This is a genomic window from Microvirga sp. 3-52, from assembly GCF_018383585.1.
GTDB lineage: Bacteria > Pseudomonadota > Alphaproteobacteria > Rhizobiales > Beijerinckiaceae > Microvirga.
In genome coordinates, this window is the sequence record NZ_JAHAMK010000001.1 from 250587 (window position 1) to 274431 (window position 23845).

23 protein-coding genes and 1 tRNA gene are annotated in these 23845 nt (G+C 62.4%); 16 read left to right on the forward strand and 8 right to left on the reverse strand.

What is annotated here, in order from left to right:
* The first annotated feature begins 88 nt into the window (after window positions 1–88).
* The gene (locus KHP60_RS01215; RefSeq protein WP_213561707.1) at window positions 89–910 is read left to right on the forward strand and encodes an alpha/beta fold hydrolase; all 822 of its coding nucleotides are present in this window, start codon (window positions 89–91) and stop codon (window positions 908–910) included.
* A gap of 27 nt (window positions 911–937) precedes the next feature.
* On the opposite strand, the gene serB is transcribed toward KHP60_RS01215, so the two are convergent.
* Window positions 938–1852 (reverse strand): phosphoserine phosphatase SerB, encoded by a 915-nt coding sequence (gene serB, locus KHP60_RS01220; protein ID WP_213561708.1) that lies wholly within the window; start codon window positions 1850–1852, stop codon window positions 938–940.
* A gap of 14 nt (window positions 1853–1866) precedes the next feature.
* Between serB and miaA the strand changes: the two genes are divergently transcribed.
* Window positions 1867–2799 carry a tRNA (adenosine(37)-N6)-dimethylallyltransferase MiaA gene (gene miaA, locus KHP60_RS01225; protein ID WP_213561709.1) on the forward strand — a complete coding sequence of 311 codons (933 nt, stop codon included), beginning with the start codon at window positions 1867–1869 and terminating at the stop codon, window positions 2797–2799.
* Here the strand turns inward: miaA and KHP60_RS01230 are convergent.
* Window positions 2777–3604 carry an RMD1 family protein gene (locus tag KHP60_RS01230; protein WP_213561710.1) on the reverse strand — a complete coding sequence of 276 codons (828 nt, stop codon included), beginning with the start codon at window positions 3602–3604 and terminating at the stop codon, window positions 2777–2779. The genes miaA and KHP60_RS01230 overlap by 23 nt on opposite strands.
* A gap of 275 nt (window positions 3605–3879) precedes the next feature.
* On the opposite strand from KHP60_RS01230, the gene KHP60_RS01235 reads away from it, so the two are divergent.
* From KHP60_RS01235 to ilvN, 3 genes are read left to right on the forward strand one after another with little or no spacing between them, the layout of a single operon-like run.
* A complete protein-coding gene (locus KHP60_RS01235; protein ID WP_213561711.1) occupies window positions 3880–5652 on the forward strand; it encodes an acetolactate synthase 3 large subunit in 1773 nt (590 codons plus the stop codon).
* Window positions 5653–5666: 14 nt separating this feature from the next.
* Window positions 5667–6347, forward strand: coding sequence for a glutathione S-transferase family protein (locus KHP60_RS01240; protein WP_213561712.1), 681 nt, complete (start codon window positions 5667–5669; stop codon window positions 6345–6347).
* 29 nt (window positions 6348–6376) lie between these two features.
* Window positions 6377–6934: an acetolactate synthase small subunit gene (gene ilvN, locus KHP60_RS01245; protein WP_213561713.1), complete on the forward strand. Its 558-nt coding sequence runs from the start codon at window positions 6377–6379 to the stop codon at window positions 6932–6934.
* On the opposite strand, the gene KHP60_RS01250 is transcribed toward ilvN, so the two are convergent.
* Complete coding sequence (locus KHP60_RS01250; RefSeq protein WP_213561714.1) at window positions 6924–7469, reverse strand: DUF924 family protein; 546 nt, start codon at window positions 7467–7469, stop codon at window positions 6924–6926. The two genes, ilvN and KHP60_RS01250, sit on opposite strands and share 11 nt — an antisense overlap.
* A gap of 282 nt (window positions 7470–7751) precedes the next feature.
* Here KHP60_RS01250 and ilvC point away from each other — a divergent pair, with 282 nt between their 5' ends.
* On the forward strand, window positions 7752–8771 hold the full coding sequence (ilvC, locus tag KHP60_RS01255; RefSeq protein ID WP_213561715.1) for a ketol-acid reductoisomerase: 1020 nt from the start codon (window positions 7752–7754) through the stop codon (window positions 8769–8771).
* A gap of 131 nt (window positions 8772–8902) precedes the next feature.
* Window positions 8903–10654 (forward strand): patatin-like phospholipase family protein, encoded by a 1752-nt coding sequence (locus tag KHP60_RS01260; RefSeq protein WP_213561716.1) that lies wholly within the window; start codon window positions 8903–8905, stop codon window positions 10652–10654.
* A 23-nt stretch (window positions 10655–10677) separates the two neighbouring features.
* Here the strand turns inward: KHP60_RS01260 and KHP60_RS01265 are convergent, their stop codons facing one another.
* From KHP60_RS01265 to KHP60_RS01275, 3 genes are all read right to left on the reverse strand, one after another.
* On the reverse strand, window positions 10678–11025 hold the full coding sequence (locus KHP60_RS01265) for a hypothetical protein (RefSeq protein ID WP_213561717.1): 348 nt from the start codon (window positions 11023–11025) through the stop codon (window positions 10678–10680).
* A gap of 106 nt (window positions 11026–11131) precedes the next feature.
* Entirely contained in the window at window positions 11132–11287 is a 156-nt protein-coding gene (locus KHP60_RS01270; protein ID WP_162820167.1) for a hypothetical protein, read from the reverse strand.
* A gap of 64 nt (window positions 11288–11351) precedes the next feature.
* Window positions 11352–11873 carry a DedA family protein gene (locus KHP60_RS01275; protein ID WP_213561718.1) on the reverse strand — a complete coding sequence of 174 codons (522 nt, stop codon included), beginning with the start codon at window positions 11871–11873 and terminating at the stop codon, window positions 11352–11354.
* Between the two features lie 154 nt (window positions 11874–12027).
* Here KHP60_RS01275 and pdxY point away from each other — a divergent pair, with 154 nt between their 5' ends.
* The 6 genes from pdxY to KHP60_RS01305 all read left to right on the forward strand — a co-directional run bounded on the left by pdxY (window position 12028) and on the right by KHP60_RS01305 (window position 17778).
* Complete coding sequence (gene pdxY, locus KHP60_RS01280; protein WP_213561719.1) at window positions 12028–12876, forward strand: pyridoxal kinase PdxY; 849 nt, start codon at window positions 12028–12030, stop codon at window positions 12874–12876.
* A 138-nt stretch (window positions 12877–13014) separates the two neighbouring features.
* Window positions 13015–13827 carry an ABC transporter ATP-binding protein gene (locus tag KHP60_RS01285; RefSeq protein ID WP_213561720.1) on the forward strand — a complete coding sequence of 271 codons (813 nt, stop codon included), beginning with the start codon at window positions 13015–13017 and terminating at the stop codon, window positions 13825–13827.
* Window positions 13827–14618 (forward strand): ABC transporter permease, encoded by a 792-nt coding sequence (locus tag KHP60_RS01290; protein ID WP_213561721.1) that lies wholly within the window; start codon window positions 13827–13829, stop codon window positions 14616–14618. The genes KHP60_RS01285 and KHP60_RS01290 overlap by 1 nt, the downstream gene beginning before the upstream one ends.
* 38 nt (window positions 14619–14656) lie before the next feature.
* On the forward strand, window positions 14657–15679 hold the full coding sequence (locus tag KHP60_RS01295; RefSeq protein WP_213561722.1) for an ABC transporter substrate-binding protein: 1023 nt from the start codon (window positions 14657–14659) through the stop codon (window positions 15677–15679).
* Window positions 15680–16162: 483 nt separating this feature from the next.
* Window positions 16163–17068, forward strand: a complete 906-nt coding sequence (locus tag KHP60_RS01300; protein WP_213561723.1) for a PhzF family phenazine biosynthesis protein — start codon at window positions 16163–16165, stop codon at window positions 17066–17068.
* On the forward strand, window positions 17065–17778 hold the full coding sequence (locus tag KHP60_RS01305; RefSeq protein ID WP_213561724.1) for an NUDIX hydrolase: 714 nt from the start codon (window positions 17065–17067) through the stop codon (window positions 17776–17778). Before KHP60_RS01300 ends, KHP60_RS01305 begins: the two co-directional genes overlap by 4 nt.
* On the opposite strand, the gene KHP60_RS01310 is transcribed toward KHP60_RS01305, so the two are convergent.
* The gene (locus KHP60_RS01310; protein WP_213561725.1) at window positions 17769–18098 is read right to left on the reverse strand and encodes a hypothetical protein; all 330 of its coding nucleotides are present in this window, start codon (window positions 18096–18098) and stop codon (window positions 17769–17771) included. The genes KHP60_RS01305 and KHP60_RS01310 overlap by 10 nt on opposite strands.
* Before the next feature lie 439 nt (window positions 18099–18537).
* On the opposite strand from KHP60_RS01310, the gene KHP60_RS01315 reads away from it, so the two are divergent.
* Window positions 18538–20100, forward strand: a complete 1563-nt coding sequence (locus tag KHP60_RS01315; protein ID WP_213561726.1) for a 2-isopropylmalate synthase — start codon at window positions 18538–18540, stop codon at window positions 20098–20100.
* 236 nt (window positions 20101–20336) lie between these two features.
* On the opposite strand, the gene KHP60_RS01320 is transcribed toward KHP60_RS01315, so the two are convergent.
* Window positions 20337–20412 (reverse strand) — tRNA-Lys (locus tag KHP60_RS01320).
* Between the two features lie 257 nt (window positions 20413–20669).
* Between KHP60_RS01320 and KHP60_RS01325 the strand changes: the two genes are divergently transcribed.
* Window positions 20670–22982: an FdhF/YdeP family oxidoreductase gene (locus tag KHP60_RS01325; RefSeq protein ID WP_213561727.1), complete on the forward strand. Its 2313-nt coding sequence runs from the start codon at window positions 20670–20672 to the stop codon at window positions 22980–22982.
* Complete coding sequence (fdhD, locus tag KHP60_RS01330) at window positions 22979–23794, forward strand: formate dehydrogenase accessory sulfurtransferase FdhD (RefSeq protein WP_213561728.1); 816 nt, start codon at window positions 22979–22981, stop codon at window positions 23792–23794. The genes KHP60_RS01325 and fdhD overlap by 4 nt, the downstream gene beginning before the upstream one ends.
* Window positions 23795–23845: the final 51 nt, after the last annotated feature.

Consider the following 23845-nt stretch of genomic DNA (forward strand, 5'->3'; position numbering starts at 1 on the left):
TTGCAAGCAAAAGGGCCAAAGCCGCCGGCCATGCGGTCGTGCGCGCGACAATGAAGCCCGGTTTCAATGGGGCGATCAGGAGCAAGCCATGAGCACGATCAAGACAGGGGACGGCACCGAGATCTTCTATAAGGATTGGGGCTCAGGACAGCCCATCGTCTTCTCCCATGGGTGGCCGCTGAGCGGGGACGCCTGGGATGCTCAGATGATGTTCTTCGGCGAGCGCGGCTATCGCGTGATCGCGCACGACCGGCGCGGGCACGGGCGCTCGGCGCAGACTTGGACCGGCAACGACATGGACACCTATGCGGACGATCTCGCGGCACTCATCGAAGAGCTGAACCTGCGGGATATCATCCTCGTCGGGCATTCGACCGGCGGCGGCGAGGTCACCCGCTATATCGGCCGGCATGGAACGCAGCGGGTCGCCAAGATCGTGCTGGTCGGGGCGATACCGCCCCTGATGCTGAAGACGGAAGCCAATCCGAATGGTCTGCCGATCGAGGTCTTCGACGACCTCCGCAAGAGCACCTACGAAAACCGGTCGCAGTTCTTCTACGATCTCAGCATGCCCTTCTACGGTTACAATCGCGAGGGCGCAAAGGCATCGGATGGCATCCGCATGAACTTCTGGTTCCAGGGCATGCAGGCCGGCATCAAGCCCGCCTACGACTGCATCAAGCAGTTCTCGGAGACCGACCTCACCGAGGATCTGAAGAAGTTCGACGTGCCGACGCTGTTCCTGCACGGCGACGACGATCAGATCGTGCCGATCGTCGCGTCGGCGATGATCTCATCGAAGATCGTGCCCAACGCGACGCTGAAGGTCTATCCCGGCAGCCCACACGGTCTGGCACAGGTTCAGGCCGATCGGTTCAACAATGACGTTCTGGCGTTTATTCAAGGCTGACGGCGCAGACGGCGCCAGGAGTGCATATCACACTGGCGCCGTGACGATTTCATCCGCCCTGTATCCCTGGGCATAGAGCAGTGCCGATAAATCAGCATGGTCGATCCGCGCATGAGCAGCAACGGCCACCGCGGGCTTGGCGCGGAAAGCCACGCCCAGGCCTGCTTCACCCAGCATGGCAAGGTCGTTGGCGCCGTCTCCCACGGCCATCGTCTCGTGCGGCACCAGGCCGAAGCGGGTGCGCAGCTCGATCAGGGTCGCGAGCTTCGCCTCACGGCCCAGGATGGGCTCCTCGACCTGGCCTGCGAGCTTCTCGCCATCCAGGATCAGATGGTTGGAGCGGTGCTCGTTGAAGCCGATCTTGGCCCCGATGGGGCCGGTGAACAGGGTGAAGCCGCCTGAGACGAGGCAGGCATAAGCCCCGTTGGCGCGCATGGTCTGGACGAGGGCGCTGCCGCCGGGCGTGAGCGTGATGCGTCTCTCGATGATCTCGTCGACCACGTTGACCGGCAGGTTCTTCAAGAGCGCGACGCGCTCGCGCAGGGCCGGCTCGAAGGCGATCTCGCCGCGCATGGCCCGCTCGGTGATCTCGGAAACCTCCTTCTTCAACCCGACGTAATCGGCGAGTTCGTCGATGCATTCCTGGCCGATCATGGTGGAATCCATGTCCGCCAGGAACAGGCGCTTGCGGCGGGTCGCCAGGGGCTGCACCACGATGTCGATGGGCAGGCCGTCAAGAGCCTGGCGCAGGGTGTTCTCAATGGCTGTCGCATTGGGCGGGGCGGGGACGATCAGATCCGCTGCGATTCCCCTTGCCAGGACGGAGCGTTCCGTCTCATGTCCGAGCGACGTTGCGGCGAGCGCCACGATCTCATCCGTGAGAGCCGGTTGAGACGGGTTGGCAACGAGGGTCGCAACGAGGGAATTCGAGGAAGACGCCATTGGGAGACCTGGCTGTGAGTGACGTTGGTGTCGGCGCGGTTCTCATCGCAGGGCCGACCGCGTCAGGCAAGTCCGCATTGGGCATCAAACTGGCTCAAAGGCTCGATGGCCTCGTGATCAATGCCGATTCCATGCAGGTCTACCAGGATCTGCGGGTGATCACCGCCCGGCCCGCGCCTGCCGAGGAGGCCGAAGCCCCGCACAGACTCTACGGCCATGTGGATGCCGCCGTGAACTTTTCCGTGGGCCGCTACGTGGCCGATGCGACCCAGATTCTGCAGGAGATCAAAGGCCGAAAGCTCCCCATCTTCGTGGGCGGGACCGGGCTCTACTTCAAGGCTCTGACGGAAGGCCTGTCCGACATGCCCCCTGTTCCGGAAGAGGTGCGCGAACAGGTGCGCCGGGACAGCGAAGGGTTGGAAACGTCCGAACTCCACCGCCTGCTGTCGGAGCGCGACCCCGAGACAGCCCGGACCCTGCGTCCCTCTGACCGCCTGCGGGTCCAGCGGGCGCTCGAGATCTTCGCCGCGACCGGGCAGCCGCTCGTCTCCTTTCACGGGGCACGCCAGCCGGGGCCTCTAGCCGACGTCTCGGTGATCAAGCTTTTCCTGGAACCGGACCGGGACGAACTGCGCCGGCGCATCGACCAGCGCTTCCTGACGATGATCGAGCAGGGCGCCCTCGATGAAGTGAAGGCTTTGGGCGAGCGAAATCTCGATCCCATGCTCCCGGCCATGCGCGCTCACGGCGTTCCAGGCCTCCTGGCTCACTTGCGGGGCGAGATGTCGCTCGACGAGGCCATTACTAAGGGGCAGGGCGACACCCGGCGCTATGCCAAGCGCCAGTTCACCTGGTTTCGTCATCAGTTGCCCGATTGGCGATGGGTCGAGCCGGAACAGGGCTTCGAGGCCGTGATGGCCCGGATCAATGCCCAGCAGCGCCCGTGAACATCTGGTAGAAGGTGATGAAGATCTCGAACACGATCAGCAGGACGATGATCAGTTCGAGGCGCAGGGACCGTTCGGTATCGATGATGTCGGTGAGAGCCTGGGCCGTGTCGCCGAGCACCTCGAGCTTGCGGTGGAGCGCCGTGGCGCGTTCCTTCAGCTCGTATTCGTCTTCCAGGCGGGCGTAGAGGCGCTCGAGGTCCGGACGATCCCACAGGACGTCCGGCTTTTCCTCCACGGCCACGCCGCCTGACATGCGCTGGCGGACCAGAAGGGCCTGGCCGACCTGTTTGAGGATCCTGCGACGATCCCGCGGACGCCGGCCCTTTTCCGCGAGGTGCTGGACGGATGGTTCCACCAACTCGAAGGCGGCGGTGGCCTCCCGCTCGTCGCGGGCCAGGGTCGCACTCTTGGACAGGGCATCCGCGATGACGATCAGGCGTTCGGTCGAGAGCTGCTTGATGTAGATCGGGCCTCCCGGCGGGATCTGGTCGTCCCGGTCCGGCGTGATCTCGATGATCGCGGTCTCTTCCTCGTGCCGCGCGAACTCGCCCCGGATGCGCTGGCGCAGGCTGCGAATGACCTCGTCCTCCTCAAGGGGCGTCAAACCGACGAGTACAGCCACGCCGTAACGGAAGAGGGCGACGAAGCCGTCCTGGCCGGCCCGGAAGGCCAGGGGGGTGGTGGAGAGCACGTCGCTGCGCTCCAGCCCCGCCACATCGAGGCGGTCGCCCAGGAGCAGGGCGCGGGCCGTAAGGCGCAGGTTCTGGATGGGCGCGCCGGTGGAGGAGATGGTATCTGACATGGTCATACGACTAAAATAGGGGCCCTAAGCTAAAAGCTAAGCAGGTTTGAGCCAAGTCACCCCCGCTTGACCGAATGAAACGGATCGTTTAGCGTCGGCGCAACTTTTGAACCGAGAGCTGCCCCCATGCGCAAGCTTATTCTCGTAGTACGAGCGCCATCGACGGAGCGGGATTGACCCGCAGGTCCGGCGATGGCGCACAGGCCCCCTCAGGGGCCTTTTTTATTGCCCGAATTCCAAGACAGTGATGCGAAAGACCCCAGGGAGCGAGTGAGATGAGCGAGACGATGACCGGAGCCGAAATGGTGATCCGAGCCCTGCAGGATCAGGGAGTTGAGCATATCTTCGGTTATCCGGGCGGCGCGGTGCTTCCCATCTACGATGCGCTCTTCCATCAGGAGAAGGTTCGCCACATCCTGGTCCGCCATGAGCAGGGGGCGGTGCACGCGGCCGAGGGCTATGCCCGCTCCTCCGGCAAGCCGGGCGTGGTGCTGGTGACCTCCGGTCCCGGCGCGACCAACGCGATCACGGGTCTCGCCGACGCGATGATGGATTCGATCCCGCTGGTCTGCATCACCGGCCAGGTGCCGACCCATCTCATCGGCTCCGACGCCTTCCAGGAGTGCGACACGGTCGGCATCACCCGGCACTGCACGAAGCACAACTATCTCGTCAAATCCATCGAGGATCTGCCGCGCGTCCTGCACGAGGCCTTCTATGTGGCGCAGAACGGTCGCCCGGGGCCGGTCGTGGTCGATCTGCCGAAGGACATCCAGTTCAAGACCGGCTCCTATGCCCGTCCTCTCAGCAACCAGCACAAGACCTATCGCCCGACCGTCAAGGGCGATATGGACCATATTCGCGCGGCTGTGGAACTGATGGCCAACGCCAAGCGCCCGGTTTTCTATACCGGCGGCGGCGTCATCAATTCAGGCCCCCACGCCGCAACGCTTTTGCGCGAGCTCGTGCAACTCACGGGCTTCCCCATCACGTCGACCCTGATGGGCCTCGGCGCCTATCCGGCCTCCGGCAAGCATTGGCTCGGCATGCTCGGCATGCACGGTACCTACGAGGCCAATCTCGCGATGCATGAATGCGACGTGATGATCAATATCGGCGCGCGCTTCGACGACCGGATCACGGGCCGCCTCGATGCCTTCTCGCCCTTCTCCAAGCGCATCCATGTGGACATCGATCCGTCCTCCATCAACAAGACCGTGAAGGTGGACATCCCGGTCGTCGGCGATTGCGCACATGTGCTGGAAGACATGGTGCGCCTGTGGCGCCAGAATGCCCACCAGTCGGACAAGGTCGCCCTCGCGGATTGGTGGGGCAAGATCGAAGGCTGGCGTTCCCGCAACTGCCTGGCCTTCCGCAACTCCACCGAGACCATCAAACCGCAATACGCGTTACAACGCCTTTACGAATTGACGAGGGATCGTGAGGTCTATGTCACGACGGAAGTGGGACAGCACCAGATGTGGGCGGCTCAGTACTTCAAGTTCGAGGAGCCGAACCGCTGGATGACCTCGGGCGGGCATGGCACGATGGGCTACGGCTTGCCCGCCGCCGTCGGCGCGCAGTTGGCGCATCCTGATGCGCTCGTCATCGACATCGCCGGGGAAGCCTCGATCCAGATGATGCTGCAGGAGATGTCGACCGCTTTGCAGTACAACCTGCCGGTTAAGGTGTTCATCCTCAATAACGAGTACATGGGCATGGTGCGCCAATGGCAGGAGCTGCTGCATGGCGGACGTTATTCGCAGAGCTATTCGGAATCGCTGCCCGATTTCGTGAAACTTGCCGAGGCCTACGGCGGCGTCGGCATCCGGTGCGATAAGCCCGGCGATCTCGATGCGAAGATACTCGAGATGATCAATGTGAACCGTCCGGTAGTCTTCGACTGCATCGTCGACAAGACCGAGAACTGCTTCCCGATGATCCCATCGGGCAAGGCGCATAACGAAATGCTGCTTAACGACTATCTCGGAGAGACCGGGGCCGATATCGGTTCCGTGATCGACGAGAAGGGCAAGATGCTGGTCTGATGAGGATTTGAACCATGCCGACCCTCGTCATCGCCAACAAGTGCTACTCCTCGTGGTCGCTGCGTCCCTGGCTGCTGATGAAGCAGCTCGGGATTGCCTTCGACGAGATCACCGTTCCGCTGGATCTTCCGGACACGAAAGCCAAGGTGCTCAAGCACTCGCCGGCCGGCAAGGTGCCGATCCTGATCGATGGCGATGTGACCGTCTGGGAGAGCATCGCCATCATGGAGTATGTCGGCGAGGCCTATGGCGTGCCCGTGTGGCCTGCGGACCGCAAGGCCCGTGCCATGGCGCGCTCGATTGCGGCAGAAATGCATTCCGGATTCTCGGCACTGCGCTCCGCATGCCCAATGAACCTCGGCAAGAAATTTGCGCAGAAGGATCGAGGCGAAGCCGTTGCCCGTGACGTCGCCCGCTTCAGCGAGATCGTTCGTCAGGCGCGCGAGCATTTTCGCGCCGGTGGTCCGTTCCTGTTCGGCGCCTTCTCGGCAGCCGATGCCATGTATGCGCCGCTCGTGACGCGTCTCGATACCTATTCCATCGCGCTCGACGTTAACACGCGCGCCTATGGGGATGCGATCCAAGCTCTGCCGGCTTTCCAGGAATGGCGCTCTGCAGCCATGGAGGAGGAATGGATCGTCGGGGCCGATGAGGTCGACGAGGAAGCTATCGAAAATTATCGCAAGGCGGCTTGAGGCCGGATCAGAATTGGGGAAACCAGACCATGCTTCAGATGAAAACCCATTACCCCGATGCGACCCGTGTCGAGCCGTCGAACCGGCACACGCTCGCCATCGTCGTCGACAACGAGCCAGGCGTTCTTGCGCGCATCGCCGGCCTATTTTCAGGGCGCGGCTACAACATTGAGAGCTTGACCGTCACCGAGACGGAGCATGAGGCGCATGTCTCGCGCATCACCATCGTGACGACCGGCACCGACAGCATCATTCAGCAGATCAAGAGCCAGTTGGAACGACTCGTGCCTGTGCATCGAGTGGTCGATCTCACGCTGACCGGTGAAGCCGTCGAGCGCGAGCTCTGCCTGGTGAAGGTCGTCGGCAAGGGCGATTACCGGGTGGAGGCGATGCGTCTCGCCTCGGCCTTCGGCGCCCGTACGATGGACGCGACGCTGACCTCATTCGTCTATGAGCTGACCGGCACGACGGATGAGGTCGAGCGCTTCATCAAGCTGATGACGGCAGTAGGATTGGTCGAAGTCTCCCGCACCGGCGTCGCCGCCATGGCGCGCGGTGCGGAAGGAATGGGTGGTCTCAGCCCCTGAAGTCGTTTTCCTTGAGGAACGCCTCCTCCTCCGGTGTCGACTCTCGTCCGAGGATGGCGTTGCGGTGAGGGAAGCGGCCGAAGCGGGCGATGATGTCGTGATGGTGCCGGGCCCACTTGATGGAATCGTGGCCGAGGGCTTCGTTCAGAATCACCGAGCGCTCCTGATCCGCCAAGGACTCGGAGTGCATGAAGGGCAGGTAGAAGAACCGACGGAACTCGGGTTCCACCTGACCGTCGAACCCTCTCTCGATGGCGCGGTCCGCGGCCATCAGGGCGACCGGGTCGGCTTTGTAGGTTTCGCGCTTTCCCCGGAACATGTTCCGGGGAAGCTGGTCGAGGAGGAGAATGACGGCAAGGGCGCCTTCCGGGGTCAGCTCCCATTCGTTGAGATCGCCCCGTGCGGCGGCCTCGTAGGTGGGCAGAAAGCGGTCGCGGCAGACTTGGTCGAAGGACTCGTCCTTCGAGAACCACTTCTCTGGTCCGGCCTCGCGCCAGAAACTGAGCACTTCGTCGGGAGTGGCAAGGCGCTGCATGCGGCTTCGTCCTTCTCGGGGAAAGAGATTTAAGATCAATCTAGAGCATCGGAGAGCCGTTTGAACTCTCCGGGCTTGGATCGCTTGTTGACAGAACTGGCAGGATCTTGCGCTGAGCGCAGGCGAGGCCCGCAGTTTTGCTACAAGCCACGACTTGTCAGCGCAGTTTTATTCGCTAAAAGCGGCGCCTGATAACACGAATGTTGCGCAGCCCTTTACGGGACCGTGCGGCGAAGACGAGGACGGGGGAAAGCCCCCTTTGAGATGAGGGACTTGAGGACCATGCGTGTCTATTACGATCGCGACGCAGACATCAATCTGATCAAGGGCAAGAAGGTTGTCATCGTCGGCTACGGCAGCCAGGGCCATGCCCATACCCTGAACCTGCGCGATTCCGGCGTGAAGGACATCGTCGTGGCGCTCCGCAAGGGTTCGCCCTCCGCGGCCAAGGCCGAGAAGGCCGGTCTCAAGGTCATGGAAGTGGCTGAGGCCGCCAAGTGGGGCGACGTGGTCATGATGCTGACCCCGGACGAGCTGCAGGCCGACATCTACCGCAACGAGCTGAACGACAACATGAAGCAGGGCGCGGCGCTGCTCTTCGCCCATGGCCTCAACGTTCACTTCAACCTCATCGAGCCCCGCAAGGACCTCGACGTGCTCATGGTCGCCCCGAAGGGCCCGGGCCATACGGTGCGCTCCGAGTACCAGCGTGGCGGCGGCGTGCCGACCCTCATCGCGATCCACCAGGACGCCACCGGCAACGCCCATGACATCGCGCTCTCCTATGCCTCCGCCAATGGCGGCGGCCGCGCCGGCATCATCGAGACCACCTTCAAGGAAGAGTGCGAGACCGATCTCTTCGGCGAGCAGGTGGTGCTCTGCGGCGGTCTCGTCGAGCTCATCAAGGCGGGCTTCGAGACCCTGGTCGAGGCCGGCTACGCCCCCGAGATGGCCTATTTCGAGTGCCTCCACGAGGTGAAGCTGATCGTCGACCTCATCTACGAGGGCGGTATCGCCAACATGAACTACTCGATCTCCAACACGGCCGAGTATGGCGAATACGTCACGGGCCCACGCATCATCACACCCGAGACCAAGGCCGAGATGAAGCGCGTTCTGGAGGACATCCAGAGCGGCAAGTTCACCCGCGACTGGATGCTTGAGAACAAGGTCAACCAGACCTCGTTCAAGGCGACCCGCGCCCGCAATGCGGCCCACCCCATCGAGGACGTGGGCTCCCGCCTGCGTGACATGATGCCGTGGATCAAGGAAAAGGCCCTGGTCGACAAGAGCCGGAACTAAGCCGTTCAAAGGGCGGCGCGGCCGGTTCGGGTCGCCCGAAATCACTGCAGCTAAGCCGAATGCGGGTTTGTCAGCTCGGCTCAATCCCGCTAGAGCATCGAAGGGATCCCTTCGATGCTCTTTTTATTGCGATGAGCACCACGAACTTGCTTGAAGAATTATCTGAGTTCGACCTGCCGCTTTGGGCCGGGCTGGATCCGGTCGCGCGTCGTGAGCTTCAGTCTAAGCTTCAGCGCATCATTCTTCCCGGTGGCGAGGTTCTCTTCCGGGAGGGTGATCCGGCGGATGTGCTCTACATGCTCGTCTCCGGCGCTCTCGGGGTGTCGGTGCAGGGAGACCATGGCGAGCAGCGACGAATCGCCCGCATCGCGCCGCCCGAGACCATTGGAGAGATGGCCCTCATCTCCCATGCGCCCCGCTCGGCGACCGTCACGGCCCTCAGGGATTCCGTTCTGCTCACCCTGGCCCGCACGGATTTCGAACGCCTGATCGAGCGCTGGCCTTCCGTGATGCTTTATCTCTCGAAGCTGTTGGCCGATCGGCTTCGCGCGGCGACACGCTTCACGCCCGCCACCTTTACCCCGACGACCTTTGCTATCGTCCCTGTCACGCAAGGGGTGGCAGTTTCCGAGTTCGCGCAAGCCTTCCTTGCGGAGATGCGGCGCATCCATGGCGGCGGGGTCGACCTGGCGGCTGCGATGCCGGCCCAGGAGGACGAGAGCTGGCTCTACCGTTTCGAGGCCAGCCGCGAGCGCGTGATCTATGTCGCACCGGAGTCTTCGGGAACCTGGACGGAGCGGTGCATCCGCCACGCTGACCATGTCGTGTTGCTCGCGCGCCCTGGCGAACCGCTGACCTGCGAGGCTGAGGCGCTGACGAATGCCGTATCGTCCTGGCGGCGTCACGATCTCGTTCTGCTGCAGAAGCAGGATGCCAGACGTCCCGCGCCGGCACATCCGTCATTGCAGCGGCTCCCCGTTCATCAGGCGCTCCAGGTGCGCGAGAAGAACCTGCCGGATCTCCAGCGGCTTATCCGCACTTCAAGCGGAAGAGCCATCGGCCTCGTCTTGGCCGGGGGAGGAGCACGCGGATTTGCTCATCTTGGAGCCATTCGAGCTCTGCACGAATACGGCATTCCTATCGATCTCGTCGGTGGAACGAGCATCGGTGCCGTCATGGCAGCTGTTTGCGCTATTCAGATCAGCCTCGACGATGCGCGCGATCTGATGATGGAGGCCTTCGTTCGAAGTCCGCCGCTGAACGACTATACCCTTCCGCTTATCGCTCTGATCCGTGGCCTCAAGGTCGATGCGCGGCTGATCGAGCATTTCGGCGAGCGTAATATCGAAGACCTCTGGCTGCCGTTCTTCTGTATCTCGTCCAACCTCACGACAGGGACGACCCATGTGCATCGCCAGGGATTGCTCTGGCGGGCCCTGCGGGCGAGCCTTGCCATTCCCGGACTGCTCCCGCCCGTGATGGAGCCAGAGGGAGTGCTTGTGGATGGAGCCATGATGAACAACCTGCCAGCCGACGTGATGGCTGATCTCCAGCGGGGGGCGGTGCTCGGCATCGATGTGGCGCGGGATGTCGCCTTCACCAGTTCGGGAGACGAGGAGAAGAAGGCGCCGCTGCTGCGCAGGATTCTGGGCTTGCCGACCAACGCCCCGGATATCGTCAATCTGCTCTACCGCTCGGCCACGATTTCCAGCGACGCCCAGACCCTCAAGGCGCGCGCTCATGCCACCCTCGTGATCCACCCACCTCTCGCCGATGTGCCGCTTCGGGGATGGGAGCAGTTCGAAAGGGTGGTGGAAATCGGTTACCGGCACACGCGGGAGCGTATTGAGGCGGGCGCGCTCGATGCTTTCAGAATTCCCTGAGAGAAGCGGGCGAGCGATCCGGATCACATGTAATGCAACATCATCGCTGCACTTGCCACGACAAGGCCGAGAACAATGCCGAGTGTTGCCGAGCGATGGTTCCAGAAGCGATAGATAGCAAAGGAGCAGACAAGGGTGGCCAGGAGCGCGGCGAAATCCTGCGTCAGATGGTTCACCTTCGTCGGACCTCGGAGCGGCCCGGCTTCCTCCCAGCTTTCCAACATCCAGAAGACTGAGAAGATGAGAGACGCGGCACACCCGACGCATGGCCACCAGGCATCCGGTAGGCCGATTCCCATCGGATTGACCGCCTCACCGGTGGAGGTCGTGGAACGGAGGTCTTCGTAAGAACCGAAGGAAGAAGGTGCCACAGCAACGTTTCCGTGATGTTATAGCTGTGCTGTTAACATCACGGAGGGCTGCTGCCACCTCTCGAGAAAGAGGGGAATGGCGGCTTATCAGATGAGCCGCCGGGTTCTACTGCTTGTTGCTCTTCGTGTTCTGTGCCTTGTTGTTGTCTTGCTTGCCTGGGTCGACGCGGTTCTTCATGGTGCCGCCCGAGCCGCGGATGTGATCGCCGGGGTGCTTCTTGCTCTCGCCGGAATTGTCGCCGTTCATCTTGCCTTTGCCCATGAGGACCTCCTTTGGTGATGGAGGTTAATGACCCCTGGGACACCCGGTTCCCGGCTGACCTCAGCTACCACAGCAGATAATGCGCGAGCCCCGCGCCTGGCGCGAGGATCACGAAGGCCCAGACGGAGGCCGAGGCCAGATTGGCGGCCTGGAACAGGACCTGAGGCATCAGGAAGATCCCTGCTATCAAGGCGATGACGGCGCGGATCGGTCCGAAGAACCGGCCCAGGAACACGGCCCAGGGGCCGAAGCGCTGGAAGAAGCTCTCGCCGCGCGCGATCAGCTTCGGGTTGCGGGACAAGGGCCAGAGTTCGTAGGCGGTCTTCTTGTAGCGCTGACCGATTTCGTAAGAGAGCCAATTGCCGAGGAAGGCGCCGCAGACGGCTCCGGCCCAAGCCTGCCAGAAAGGGATATCGGCTGCCGCCAGCACGAACCCCGCCGCGATCAGGATCGTCATGGTCGGCAGAAGAAGGGACACGAAGGCAAGGGATTCGGCAAAGGTCATGAGACCCAGCACAAAGGGTGCGTAGCTCCTATGGTTCTGCACAAATTCCAGAATGCCGGTCTTCAGAAACTCGATGTCCATGGTGCCGGTGAGTGTCCTGTTGTGGTTATGGCGCCAGGGTCAATACGTGCCATGACGGAAAGAACCAACTGCCTTTGTGATGAATGGGATCACATCAGGCAATTTGAAGCGGGGCGGTAGTTGCGGTAACCGGGAGGCGAAAGGGGCCAGAGCCATGAACGTTCTCTCGATCCAGTCCCATGTCGCCTACGGCCATGTGGGTAACGCCTCCGCGGTCTTTCCGATGCAGCGCCTCGGAGTCGAGGTCTGGCCCATTCACACGGTGCAGTTCTCCAACCATACCGGCTACGGCTCCTGGAAAGGCCGCGTCTTCGACGGGCCGGCCATCGAGGACCTCGTGGAGGGCATAGCGGAGCGCGGGGTGCTCGAGCGCTGCAACGGTGTTCTGTCAGGCTACATGGGGTCCGCCGATATCGGTAACGCGATCCTCTCGGCCGTGGCGCGGGTCCGTGCCCTCAATCCGGAGGCTCTCTATTGCTGCGATCCCGTCATCGGGGACGTGGGCCGGGGCGTGTTCGTGCGACTGGGCATTCCGGAATTCATGCGGGAACAGGCCGTGCCTGCCGCGGACATCATCACGCCGAACCAGTTCGAGCTCGATTTTCTGTCCGGCCTCGCGAGCCAGACCTTGGCCGATGTGAAGCAGGCGGTCTCGATCGTGCAGGGGATGGGCCCCAAGGTCATGCTCGTGACCTCGGTCGAGACGAAGGAGACCCCTGCCGACTGCGTCGATCTCGTCGCCGGCGAGGGCGGGCGCTTCTGGCGGGTCCGTACGCCGAAGCTTTCCTTGAGCGTCAACGGGGCTGGCGACGCCATCGCAGCGCTCTTCTTCGTTCATTATGCCCGTTCGCGCTCGGCGCCGACGGCTCTCGCCGAAGCCTCGGCCTCCGTCTACGGCCTGCTCAAGCGCACGGAGGAGGCAGGCTCCCGCGAAATTCTGACCATCGCGGCGCAGGATGAGTTCGTCTCGCCCTCTCACCGCTTCGATGCGGTAGAGATTTGAGCCGTTCCCAGTCCGCAGGATCTTATTCGGCGATGCCAGTGCGAGGCGAATAGGCCGAAGGGCGAAGCCGAACTGCCTTGCGGTCTTTCTTCCGCCGGTCCTAGAATGCCGCCCGAAAGAGGGATCATGAGGACCGGGATGGATCAGGCAACCTCCCTTGCGGCGGTGGCGCTCAACGATGTCGCCATCACGTTCGGGTCGAAAGTGGGTGGTTACACGGCGGTCAGCGGCATTGATCTCTTGGTTCGCCCGGGCGAGTTCGTGGCGATCGTCGGGCCGACGGGATCCGGCAAGTCCACGATTCTCAATGCGGCCGCCGGCCTGCTGAAGCCGTCCGCAGGTCGGGTCAGGATCTTCGGCAGCGATCTGTCCAATCTCAATCTGCGTGCCGGATATCTCTTCCAGCAGGACGCGCTGATGCCGTGGAAGACGGCTCTCGACAATGTGGCTGTCGCTCTCGAATCGAAGGGCGTCTCGCGCAACGACGCCTTGCAGCGCGCAAGGGATTGGCTGGTGCGCGTCGGGCTCTCGGCCTTCGTCGATCGGTATCCGCACATGCTCTCCGGCGGCCAGCGCAAGCGCGTGGCGCTGGCCCAGGTTCTGATCCGCGATCCCGAGATCCTTCTGATGGACGAGCCATTCGGGCCTCTCGATGCGCAGACGCGGCAGATCATGGGCAATCTGCTTTTGAGTTTATGGGCGGCGGATCGCAAGGCGGTGATGTTCGTCACGCACGATCTGGAGGAGGCAATTGCCCTGGCCGATCGTGTGGTTCTGATGTCGGCGGGGCCCGCCGCGGGGATCATCGGCGACTTTCCGGTGGACCTGCCCCGGCCACGCGACATTGCGGAAGTGCGCATGGAGCCCACGTTCCACCGCATCCACAAGGAGATCTGGGCGAGCCTGCGCGTCGAGGTTCAGAAGGCCTACAGCCAAGGGGAGGGAACGTGATGCCGCGTCTGAAACTGACCGTTCTCCAGATCGGCGTGGGTCTGATCTTCCTTCTGCTGTGGCATGTACTGACCGTCTATCCGATCTCCGGAACGGCCAAGCAGGTCCAGTTCTTCTTCTCGACGCCGCTCGACGTTCTGAAACGGTGCTGGACCCTCTTCGCCAGCGGAGAGATCTGGGGGCATCTCTGGATCACATTGGTCGAGACGATCCTGGCCTTTCTGATCGGCGCAGGCGGCGGGATCATTTTCGGATTCCTCTTCGCACGGAAGGAACTGCTTGCTGCGGTCTTCGATCCTTACATCAAGGCCGCGAATGCATTGCCACGCGTTGTGCTTGCCCCGATCTTCGCTCTCTGGTTCGGCCTCGGCATCTGGTCGAAGGTGGCGCTCGGCTTCACGCTCGTGTTCTTCATCGTATTCTTCAACGTGTATCAGGGCGTCCGCGAAGTGTCGCCCGTCGTGCTCGCCAATGCGCGGATGCTCGGAATGAACGAACGCCAGCTGCTTCGGCACGTCTATTGGCCTTCGGCGTTGACCTGGGTGTTCTCGTCACTTCACACCTCGGTGGGGTTCGCCCTCGTGGGTGCCGTCGTGGGCGAATATCTCGGATCGTCTGCCGGCCTCGGCTACAAGATCCATGAGGCCGAGAGCGTTTTCGATGTGACCGGCGTCTTCGCCGGCATGCTGATCCTGTCCGTCTTCGTCATCTTGATCGACATGCTCGTGACGAGGATCGAAAACCGCTTCCTGGTCTGGCGGCCGCAGACGTCCCTGGCCGCTCGAACATAGGATGTATAACGAACACAATCAAAGCAGGGAGAAACGCCATGGAACGCCGTACATTTCTGAAAAGCGCAGGAGCTCTCGGACTTGCCGCAGCTCTGGGCCCGAACGCATTCGCCCAAGGGGCGCCGGAGAAGGCGAAGGTTACGCTCGGCGTCGGCGGCAAGCCTCTGCTCTACTACCTGCCGCTCACCATTGCGGAGCGGAAGGGCTTCTTCAAGGAGCAGGGTCTTGAGGTCGAAATCAATGATTTCGGCGGCGGCGCGAAGTCGCTCCAGGCGCTCGTCGGCGGCTCCGTCGACGTGGTGACCGGAGCCTACGAGCACACGATCCGGATGCAGGCCAAGGGTCAGGATATTGTGGCCGTTACGGAACTTGGCCGCTTCCCAGCCATCGTGATCGCGGTCAAGAAGGACAAGGCCGGGCAGATCAAGTCGGCTGCGGATTTCAAAGGTCTGAAGATCGGTGTCACGGCCCCCGGATCCTCGACTGCGCTCACCGCGCAATACGCCATGGTGAAAGCCGGCCTGAAGCCATCCGACGCTGCCATCATCGGCGTCGGCTCGGGCGCCAGCGGGGTGGCTGCCATGAAGAAGGGCGAGATCGACGTGATCTCCCATCTCGATCCGGTCATCGCCAAGCTTGAAGCCGATGGGGATATTCAGATCCTGATCGACACCCGCACGGAGGCGGGAACCCGCGCTCTCTTCGGCGGCTCGAACCCGGCAGCAACGCTCTATACGAAAAAGGACTTCGTCGAGAAGAACCCGCAGACCACGCAACGCCTCGTCAATGCCTTGGTGAAGAGCCTGAAATGGCTTCAAAGCGCGAAGCCTGAGGATATCGCCGCCACGGTGCCGGAAGAGTACTACCTGGGTGACAAGCCGCTCTATCTCAAGGCCGTGCAGAACTCGCTCGAGAGCTATTCGCGCGACGGCATCATCCAGATGAGCGGCATGCAGAGCGTGCTCGAAATGCTGCGCCAGCTCGATCCCGAACTGAGGGATGCCAAGGTGGATCTCGCAGCGACCTTCAACGACCGCTTCGTGCGGCAGGCGACGATCTAAGCCCGCACGGGCAAACACAAAGGATGTTGCCGGCACGAGACTTGTGGCGGCGGCTCCTCGACGTCCGGCCTGTAAATACCATGCGCTATCTTTCCCTCTCCCTTGCGGGGAGGAGTTAGAGATGGGGGAGGTGCAATTGGATGAGACCTTTCCAGCCTTGTGCCGGCCATCCTTATCCTGTGAGGCTCGACGCTTCATGCCATCGGGATCACCGGCACAGGGCCGATGATGACGTGGCGGGGAGAGCCGTGCCAGACTTACCCAGGGCATTGCTTGGACTCTGCGACGCGCACCCTTGTTCTCCCCGTATGGGCAAGGGAAACACCTGTGTCTCCTGTTTTGAGCCTGACTCTCAGGTTCATGTCATAGAGTGACTTCACCTCTCACACGACAGCACGTTCGGTTGACAGAAAGGCGCGTGGCAGTACCTCATCCGGTGCTGAAGAATCGATGTTCTCCTGCCCTTGAAGAGGTCTGGTCCGCATGTCCCGTCGCTTTGTCACCCTCGACGTCTTCACTTCCGAGCGCTTTGCCGGAAATCCACTTGCGGTCGTTCTGGAAGCCGAGGGGCTCGATACGGCAGGCATGCAGAGGATCGCCAAGGAGTTCAACCTCTCCGAGACCGTCTTCGTCTTCCCGCCATCCGAGCCGCGTCAGCGCGCCGATATCCGCATCTTCACGCCGGCGCGCGAATTGCCCTTTGCCGGGCACCCGACCGTGGGAACGGCGGTGCTGCTGGCACTTCTTGATCAGAACGGCGAGAACGGCGCCGTGGCCTTTGGCCTAAAGGAGCAGGTCGGCATCGTCCCCTGTGCGGTCGAGGTGAAGGATGCGACGGGCGGCACGGCGCGGTTTCGCCTGCCGCGCTTGCCCTTCGTGTGGGGGGAGGGCAAGGACTCTACGACATGTGCTTGGGCACTCGGCCTCGATCCCACGGAAATCGGCTTCGACCGCCATGTTCCGAGCCGTCATTCGGCAGGCGTCGCTTACGATCTCGTGCCGGTCTCCTCTCTCGACGCGCTGGCGAAATCAAAACCGCAAGGCGAGGCCTTCGACAAGGCCTTCGGCGACAGTGACCACCCGGCGCCTTATGTCTATGCCCGGATCCCTCAGTCAGACGGCCTGCGTTTCCGCGCCCGCATGTTCGGTTTGGGGATGGGCATCGCGGAAGATCCGGCGACCGGCTCCGCTGCGGCCGCCTTCGCGGGCGCGCTCATGCAGTGCGAGCCCCTGGGCGACGGCGAGCACAACATCGTCATCGAGCAGGGCGTCGAAATGGGGCGTCCGAGCGAGATCGTCCTGCAGATGGTGATCAAGGACGGAGCCCTCGTCTCGGCGGAGATCGGTGGCCACGCGGTGATGATGAACCGCGGCGAGATCCTGGCGTGAATCGTGAGCCTCAGATCCGGCGCGTCACCCGCGTCGAGGCATTCTGTCGTCCGCTGGATTGGGCATGGCCGAAGCAGAACCGGGAATTCATTGAGGAGAACTGGAAACGGCGCACGGCAGGCAAGCCGCAGATGTTCAACGGACGGGTGCTGCTGCTCCAGGATGTGGAATACGAGCAGGATCTGTGCCGCAACACCTATTTCGCGGTCGATTACGCGGATTTCGTGGCCTGGATCGACAAGGGTTATCCGGACCCCGCCATCGCCAACGGATTTGCCATGGGAGCGCTGCGCGGCTCCGACGGAGCCTTCATCTGCGGGGTCATGGGGAACGGCACGACCAATGCGGGCCGCATATATTTCGCCGCGGGTACGCCCGATCTTTCCGATCTAAGGCCGGACGGCACGGTCGATCTTGCCACCAGTCTCACGCGAGAACTGGCTGAAGAGACAGGTCTTTCCGAGGATGATTATCACGTGGACGATGAATGGATTGTCGTCCAGCGATGGCCGACAATTGCGCTGCTGCGGATGGTGACCCTGCCGGTCACGGCGGAGGAGGGCGCTGCAAGAATCCGCGCCAACATCGCGGCCCAGAACGAGCCCGAATTGCAGGATGTACGGATCGTCCACGGGAAAGAGGACATCGATCCGGAACGGATGCCGCTGTTCCTGCAATCGTTCTTCGGCTGGGTCTTCGATCAGAGATAGCCGTGACGGGACTTCGTGGCATTGACCATGCGCACGGCTTCCGCATTGCGCCCGCCGGCGCAGGCGGCCTCCGCTTGGCCGATCTCGCGGTCGACCTGGTTGTAGACCGACTGGTTCACGTGCCCCATGGCAAGATCGTTGCTCATCACGGCGCGGTATCGGTCGATCTCGCCCTTGCAGCCCGATCCTTCCGGCATGCGGAAGCCGGAGGGCGTGGCGCTGGTGCTCGCGGGGGCAGGGGCCGAAACGGTCTGATTGCAGGCGGCCAGGGGCAGCGCCAGCAATCCCGTCAGGTACAGGGAAAGGATCGCTGTTCTCATGAAAACACTCCTGGTTAGGCGAGGGAGGGGAATAACGGCCAAGCTTCATCCGATCTAGGGCAATTTGGCCGTAAACCAGCCCCCCATGGCTCGAGTCATAACCCATACGTTCGTCGAGCTTTGACTTTTCGTTTGTTTCAACGGCTTGCCATCTGAACGAAGCCCCGTTACAAACAAACCCGTTGTTCGCGGCTTCAAGCCCGCGGCCGAGGAGGATTTGGGCAGCGATGATAATCGGCTTCCCCAGCGCATGGACGAACGGACCCGCTCCCGCGGCCGATCGCGCGCGTCTTCCTGGCCTCCTTCTCCTTAGCTGCCCCTGAGGGTCGGCTGGGCGTTGCCGCCTGGGCTCTCAGGGGTTCTGGACCAGCAGGAACAACCTTGAGCGCCCAGGATCACACTTCCGACGGCCTCGCCCCCTCCGAGAAGGACTAGAATAATGACCGCTTCCGTATCCGGCTCCTCCAAGGACCGCGTTCTGATCTTCGACACGACCCTGCGCGACGGCGAGCAGTGCCCCGGCGCCACCATGACCCTGGAGGAGAAGCTCGAGGTTGCGGACCTGCTCGACACCATGGGGGTCGACATTATCGAGGCAGGCTTCCCGATTGCTTCTAACGGCGACTTCGAGGCCGTCTCGCTGATTGCCAAGCAGGTGAAGCGGGCCACCGTCGCCGGCCTCGCCCGCGCCATCTCGGCCGATATTGCCCGTGCGGGCGAGGCCGTGCGCCACGCTGTGAGGCCCCGCATCCACACCTTTGTCTCCACCTCGCCGATCCATCTGGCGCATCAGATGCGCAAGTCGGAAGAGGAGGTTCTGGAGATCATCACCAAGACGGTGACCCAGGCGCGGAACCTGATCGAGGATGTCGAGTGGTCGGCCATGGACGCTACGCGCACGCCCCTCGACTACCTGTGCCGCTGCGTGGAAGCCGCCATCAAGGCCGGGGCCACTACCATCAACCTGCCCGATACGGTGGGCTATGCCACGCCGGACGAGTATCGCGCCATGTTCCGGGCGGTGCGGGAGCGGGTGCCGAATGCCGACAGGGCGATCTTCTCGGCCCATTGCCACAACGACCTGGGTCTTGCGGTCGCCAACTCCCTTGCCGCCTTGGAGGGCGGGGCCAGACAGATCGAGTGCACTCTCAACGGCATCGGCGAGCGTGCGGGCAACGCGGCTCTGGAAGAGATCGTCATGGCGATCAAGACCCGCGGCGACGTGTTGCCCTACGAGACGGGCATCGAGGCGACCATGCTGACCCGCGCCTCGAAGCTGGCCTCGGCAGCCACGTCTTTCCCGGTGCAGTACAACAAGGCCATCGTCGGCCGGAACGCCTTCGCCCATGAGAGCGGCATCCATCAGGATGGCATGCTGAAGAACGCCCAGACCTACGAGATCATGACCCCGGAGAGCGTCGGCGTATCCAAGACCTCTCTGGTCATGGGCAAGCATTCGGGCCGCGCAGCCTTCCGCAACAAGCTGGAGGAGCTGGGCTACAGCCTCTCCGACAACCAGTTCCAGGATGCCTTCGAGCGGTTCAAGGAGCTCGCCGACCGCAAGAAGCACGTCTATGACGAGGATATCGAGGCGCTGGTCGACCAGAACATCGCCATGGCCCACGACCGCATCAAGCTGGTCTCGCTCCATATCGTGGCCGGCACCCGTGGGCCGCAGCGCGCCACCATGCGGCTTCAGGTCGACGACAGGATCGTCATCGAGGAGCAGGAGGGCAACGGTCCGGTGGACGCCACCTTTAACGCCATCAAGGCCCTCGTGCCCCACGAGGCGGTTCTGGAGCTCTATCAGGTTCACGCGGTGACTGAGGGCACGGATGCCCAAGCCGAGGTCTCGGTACGTCTCTCCGCGGACAACCGTAGCGTGACCTCCCGCGCGGCCGATCCGGACACCTTGGTCGCCTCCGCTCAAGCTTATCTGGGCGCCCTCAACAAGCTTATGAGCCGCGGCGCACGCCTGCACGCCCAGCACGCGGCGGAGTAACGTTCCTTCATGCTCGTGCATCCCCGGTTCGTGCCGGGGATGCGCGGCCGATAGCGACTTTTCTGATTGCGGACATCGCTGTCTGCAGTGAGCATCGAAGCCGGAGAATGTTTCGAAGTAGCAAGGTTACCGCTTGCTGACGGCTCGAACTGCTCGAGAGATCGCCGAACGCGGCCTTGCCGTTTGGCATGGCCGATCTGGTCTGACCCGTTCTGGAGTGGTGTTCCTGAAGAGATTGGTGGGTGTGCAAGGATTCGAACCTTGGACCCGCTGATTAAGAGTCAGCTGCTCTACCAACTGAGCTACACACCCGTCGCCGAAGCGAGTTCAGCGGCGCGATGTCCGCTGAAGAGGCCGTGCGTGTAACAAACCGCATGCCCCCTGTCTAGCCTGTTTGATGAGGTTTTTCGGCATCAGGCCGCAGATTCTAGCGATGTGCCGTCGCCGATGTCCTGCCCGTGACTTTCATCGCCTTGGTCCGCCTCCTCGGAACGGTCAGGCTTTCCGATCATTGACATAAGTTGTGTCGACCGCCGCGCGTGAACGGCGGCAAGCGGGAGGCTGGCCCCATGAGCGACGAGCCAAAGATCCAACCCTATCCTGGGCCTGCAGGGGGGTGGGGATCTCTTAAATCCGTCGAGAGCATCCTGACCAAGGAGGGGCGTCTTGTCAGCGGCAATGCGATTCTGCTCAAGCAGAACAAGCCGGACGGCTATGCCTGTGTGAGCTGCGCCTGGGCCAAGCCGGCGGATCCGCACCCCTTCGAATATTGCGAGAACGGCGCCAAGGCCACGGCGTGGGAACTGACCACCAAGCGGGTGACGCCCGAGTTCTTCGCCGAGCATACCCTCTCGGAGCTCAGAACCTGGTCCGATCACGATCTCGAGGAGGCCGGACGCCTGACACATCCCATGCGCTGGGACGCGGCCTCGGATACCTATGTGCCCGTCAGCTGGGAGGACGCGTTCCACGAGATCGGCCAGGAGCTGAAGGGTTTCGATCCGCGCCAGGTGGTTCTCTATGCGTCTGGCCGCGCGTCGCTTGAAACTTCCTATATGTGGGCGCTCTTCGCCCGGCTCTATGGCACCAACAATCTCCCCGATTCCTCCAACATGTGCCACGAGAGCACCTCGGTGGCTTTGCCTCAAAGCATCGGCGTTTCCGTAGGCACTGTGATCCTCGACGATTTCGAGAAATCTGACTGCATCCTGTTCTTCGGCCAGAATGTCGGCACCAACAGTCCGCGAATGCTTCACCCGCTCCAGGAGGCTTCGAAGCGCGGCGTCCCCATCATTACGTTCAATCCCCTGAAGGAGCGCGGACTCGAGCGCTTCACCAATCCGCAGGCGCCGACCGAGATGCTGACGGGCTCGGAAACGCGCATCTCCTCGCAGTATCATCAGCTGAAGATCGGCGGCGATATCGCAGCGCTCATGGGGATGGCCAAATCCCTGATCGAAGCCGATGACCGGACAGGGGAGGTTGGCGGCAAGCCCGTTCTCGACCATGCCTTCATCGCCGAGCATACCCATGGCTTCGAAGAATTCGCCCAGGCCGCGCGGCAAGCGTCGTGGCCCGAGCTGGAGCGCCGCTCCGGTCTCCCGCAGGCAACACTGGAGGCGGCTGCCACCGCTTATGCTCGGGCGAATGCCGTCATCGGGATCTACGGCATGGGGCTGACGCAACACAAAGCCGGTGTCGAGAACGTGCAGATGCTTGTCAATCTGCTTCTCCTGCGCGGCAATATCGGCAAGCCGGGTGCCGGCATCTGTCCGGTGCGCGGGCATTCCAACGTGCAGGGACAGCGCACCGTCGGCATCGCGGAAAAGCCCGAACTGGTGCCTCTCGACAAACTCAAGGAGCAATACGGGTTCGAGCCGCCACGCTGGAAGGGCATGACGACTGTCGAAGTCTGCGAAGGCATCATCAAGGGCGAAGTCAAGGCTTTCGTCGCTCTCGGCGGAAACTTCGTGCGGGCCGCGCCTGAGACGGCGGCTCTGGAACGGTCTTGGACCCGCTTGCGGCTTTCCGTGCAGATCTCGACCAAGCTCAATCGCAATCACCTTATCCCCGGTGAGATTTCCTACATACTCCCATGCCTCGGACGCATCGAGATCGACGAGCAGGAAACGGGACCTCAGGCCGTGGCCGTCGAGGATTCAACGGCTTGCATCCACGGCTCCAAAGGCGTTGCCAAGCCCGCAAGTCCGGATCTTCTGTCAGAACCGCGCATCGTCGCGGAGATCGCGAAGGCGACGCTGCCGGTAAACGAAAAGGTACCCTGGGACGAGTGGGTGGCCGATTATGCTCGCGTTCGCGAAGCGATCGAGGAAACCTATCCGGAAGATTTCCGCAGCTTCAATGACCGCATGTGGCAGCCGGGGGGCTTCCACCGTCCCATCGCGGCACGCGAACGGCGCTGGAAGACCAAGACGGGCAAGGCCAACTTCATCGTGCCCAAGAGCCTCGAAGCAGACCTCGGCATCGCAGAGCAGGATACTGATGTCTTCCAGCTCATGACGGTGCGCTCCAACGATCAGTTCAACACGACCGTCTACGGCTATCACGATCGCTTCAGGGGCGTGAAAGGCACCCGCATGGTGCTCTTCATGAACCGCAACGACATTGCTCGTCTGAAGCTGGCGGAGGGAGATGTTGTCACTCTCACGACCGCCGTCGATGATGACGTCCTGCGTCAGGTGAGCGGCTTGCGCGTTACACCCTACGAGATTCCCGAAGGCTGCTGCGCAGCTTATTATCCGGAATGCAATCCGCTGATCCCGGTTTGGCATCATGCGGATCAAAGCAAGGTCCCGGCGGCGAAATCGATTCCGATCCGTATTGAACTTCTGCAGCACCAGCAGCCGGAGGCGGCGGAATGACCTTGCACCTGTCGCCCGTCATCCGCCTGCCGCGCATGAGCGTGGCACAGGATGCTTGTGTCACCGGTGAGCGGATGGTGCCGGAGGAAACGCCCGTGGCCCTGACCTACAACGGGTCGACGCATGCGGTGATGATGGCGAGCCCATCCGATCTGGAGGATTTCGCCCTCGGCTTCAGCCTGTCCGAAGGGATCGTCTCCGACCCCGCCGATCTTGGGTCAATGGAGATCGTCGAGCACGATCTCGGATGTGAGATCAGGATGTGGCTGTCGGATCGATGTGGTGGCTCCTACCAGATGCGCAGGCGCGCATTGGCAGGTCCTGTCGGCTGCGGGTTATGCGGTGTGGAATCCCTTGCCGAAGCCGCGCGCCCGGTCAGGCCGGTCACAGGCTCGCTTCGGTTGCGGCCCGGCGCCATCAAAGCTGCCATGGCTGATCTCTCGGAGGCTCAATGCCTGAATCGCGAGACGCGAGCCATACATGGCGCGGCCTTCTGGCGCCCGGATAAAGGCGTGGTCGCCATTCGGGAGGATGTTGGACGGCACAATGCGCTCGACAAGCTCGCCGGAGCCCTTGCCAAAGCACGAGAGCCGGGTTCCGATGGTATCGTGTTGCTGACCAGTCGCGTATCCGTCGAGATGGTTCAGAAGACAGGGCGTATGGGCGCATCGATCCTGGTAGCGATTTCTGCGCCGACAGCTCTGGCCGTGCGGGTGGCGGAGAGCTGCGGGATCACCTTGGTAGGCATCGCTCGGAGCAATGCCTTCGAGGTGTTCACCCACCCTGACCGCATCGACCTTCGAACATCCTGAGGGAACGAAGCTCCGCTGAACCGATTGTGTCAACAGCGAAGCTTCTTCTCG

Bases quoted from the DNA above. Each gene is read 5' to 3' on its own strand.
- KHP60_RS01215 (WP_213561707.1), top strand. From the start codon at position 89: ATGAGCACGATCAAGACAGGGGACGGCACCGAGATCTTCTATAAGGAT.
- serB (WP_213561708.1), bottom strand. From the start codon at position 1,852: ATGGCGTCTTCCTCGAATTCCCTCGTTGCGACCCTCGTTGCCAACCCG.
- KHP60_RS01230 (WP_213561710.1), bottom strand. From the start codon at position 3,604: ATGTCAGATACCATCTCCTCCACCGGCGCGCCCATCCAGAACCTGCGC.
- KHP60_RS01235 (WP_213561711.1), top strand. From the start codon at position 3,880: ATGAGCGAGACGATGACCGGAGCCGAAATGGTGATCCGAGCCCTGCAG.
- KHP60_RS01240 (WP_213561712.1), top strand. From the start codon at position 5,667: ATGCCGACCCTCGTCATCGCCAACAAGTGCTACTCCTCGTGGTCGCTG.
- ilvN (WP_213561713.1), top strand. From the start codon at position 6,377: ATGCTTCAGATGAAAACCCATTACCCCGATGCGACCCGTGTCGAGCCG.
- KHP60_RS01250 (WP_213561714.1), bottom strand. From the start codon at position 7,469: ATGCAGCGCCTTGCCACTCCCGACGAAGTGCTCAGTTTCTGGCGCGAG.
- ilvC (WP_213561715.1), top strand. From the start codon at position 7,752: ATGCGTGTCTATTACGATCGCGACGCAGACATCAATCTGATCAAGGGC.
- KHP60_RS01260 (WP_213561716.1), top strand. From the start codon at position 8,903: ATGAGCACCACGAACTTGCTTGAAGAATTATCTGAGTTCGACCTGCCG.
- KHP60_RS01270 (WP_162820167.1), bottom strand. From the start codon at position 11,287: ATGGGCAAAGGCAAGATGAACGGCGACAATTCCGGCGAGAGCAAGAAG.
- KHP60_RS01275 (WP_213561718.1), bottom strand. From the start codon at position 11,873: ATGGACATCGAGTTTCTGAAGACCGGCATTCTGGAATTTGTGCAGAAC.
- pdxY (WP_213561719.1), top strand. From the start codon at position 12,028: ATGAACGTTCTCTCGATCCAGTCCCATGTCGCCTACGGCCATGTGGGT.
- KHP60_RS01285 (WP_213561720.1), top strand. From the start codon at position 13,015: ATGGATCAGGCAACCTCCCTTGCGGCGGTGGCGCTCAACGATGTCGCC.
- KHP60_RS01290 (WP_213561721.1), top strand. From the start codon at position 13,827: ATGCCGCGTCTGAAACTGACCGTTCTCCAGATCGGCGTGGGTCTGATC.
- KHP60_RS01295 (WP_213561722.1), top strand. From the start codon at position 14,657: ATGGAACGCCGTACATTTCTGAAAAGCGCAGGAGCTCTCGGACTTGCC.
- KHP60_RS01300 (WP_213561723.1), top strand. From the start codon at position 16,163: ATGTCCCGTCGCTTTGTCACCCTCGACGTCTTCACTTCCGAGCGCTTT.
- KHP60_RS01310 (WP_213561725.1), bottom strand. From the start codon at position 18,098: ATGAGAACAGCGATCCTTTCCCTGTACCTGACGGGATTGCTGGCGCTG.
- KHP60_RS01315 (WP_213561726.1), top strand. From the start codon at position 18,538: ATGACCGCTTCCGTATCCGGCTCCTCCAAGGACCGCGTTCTGATCTTC.
- KHP60_RS01325 (WP_213561727.1), top strand. From the start codon at position 20,670: ATGAGCGACGAGCCAAAGATCCAACCCTATCCTGGGCCTGCAGGGGGG.
- fdhD (WP_213561728.1), top strand. From the start codon at position 22,979: ATGACCTTGCACCTGTCGCCCGTCATCCGCCTGCCGCGCATGAGCGTG.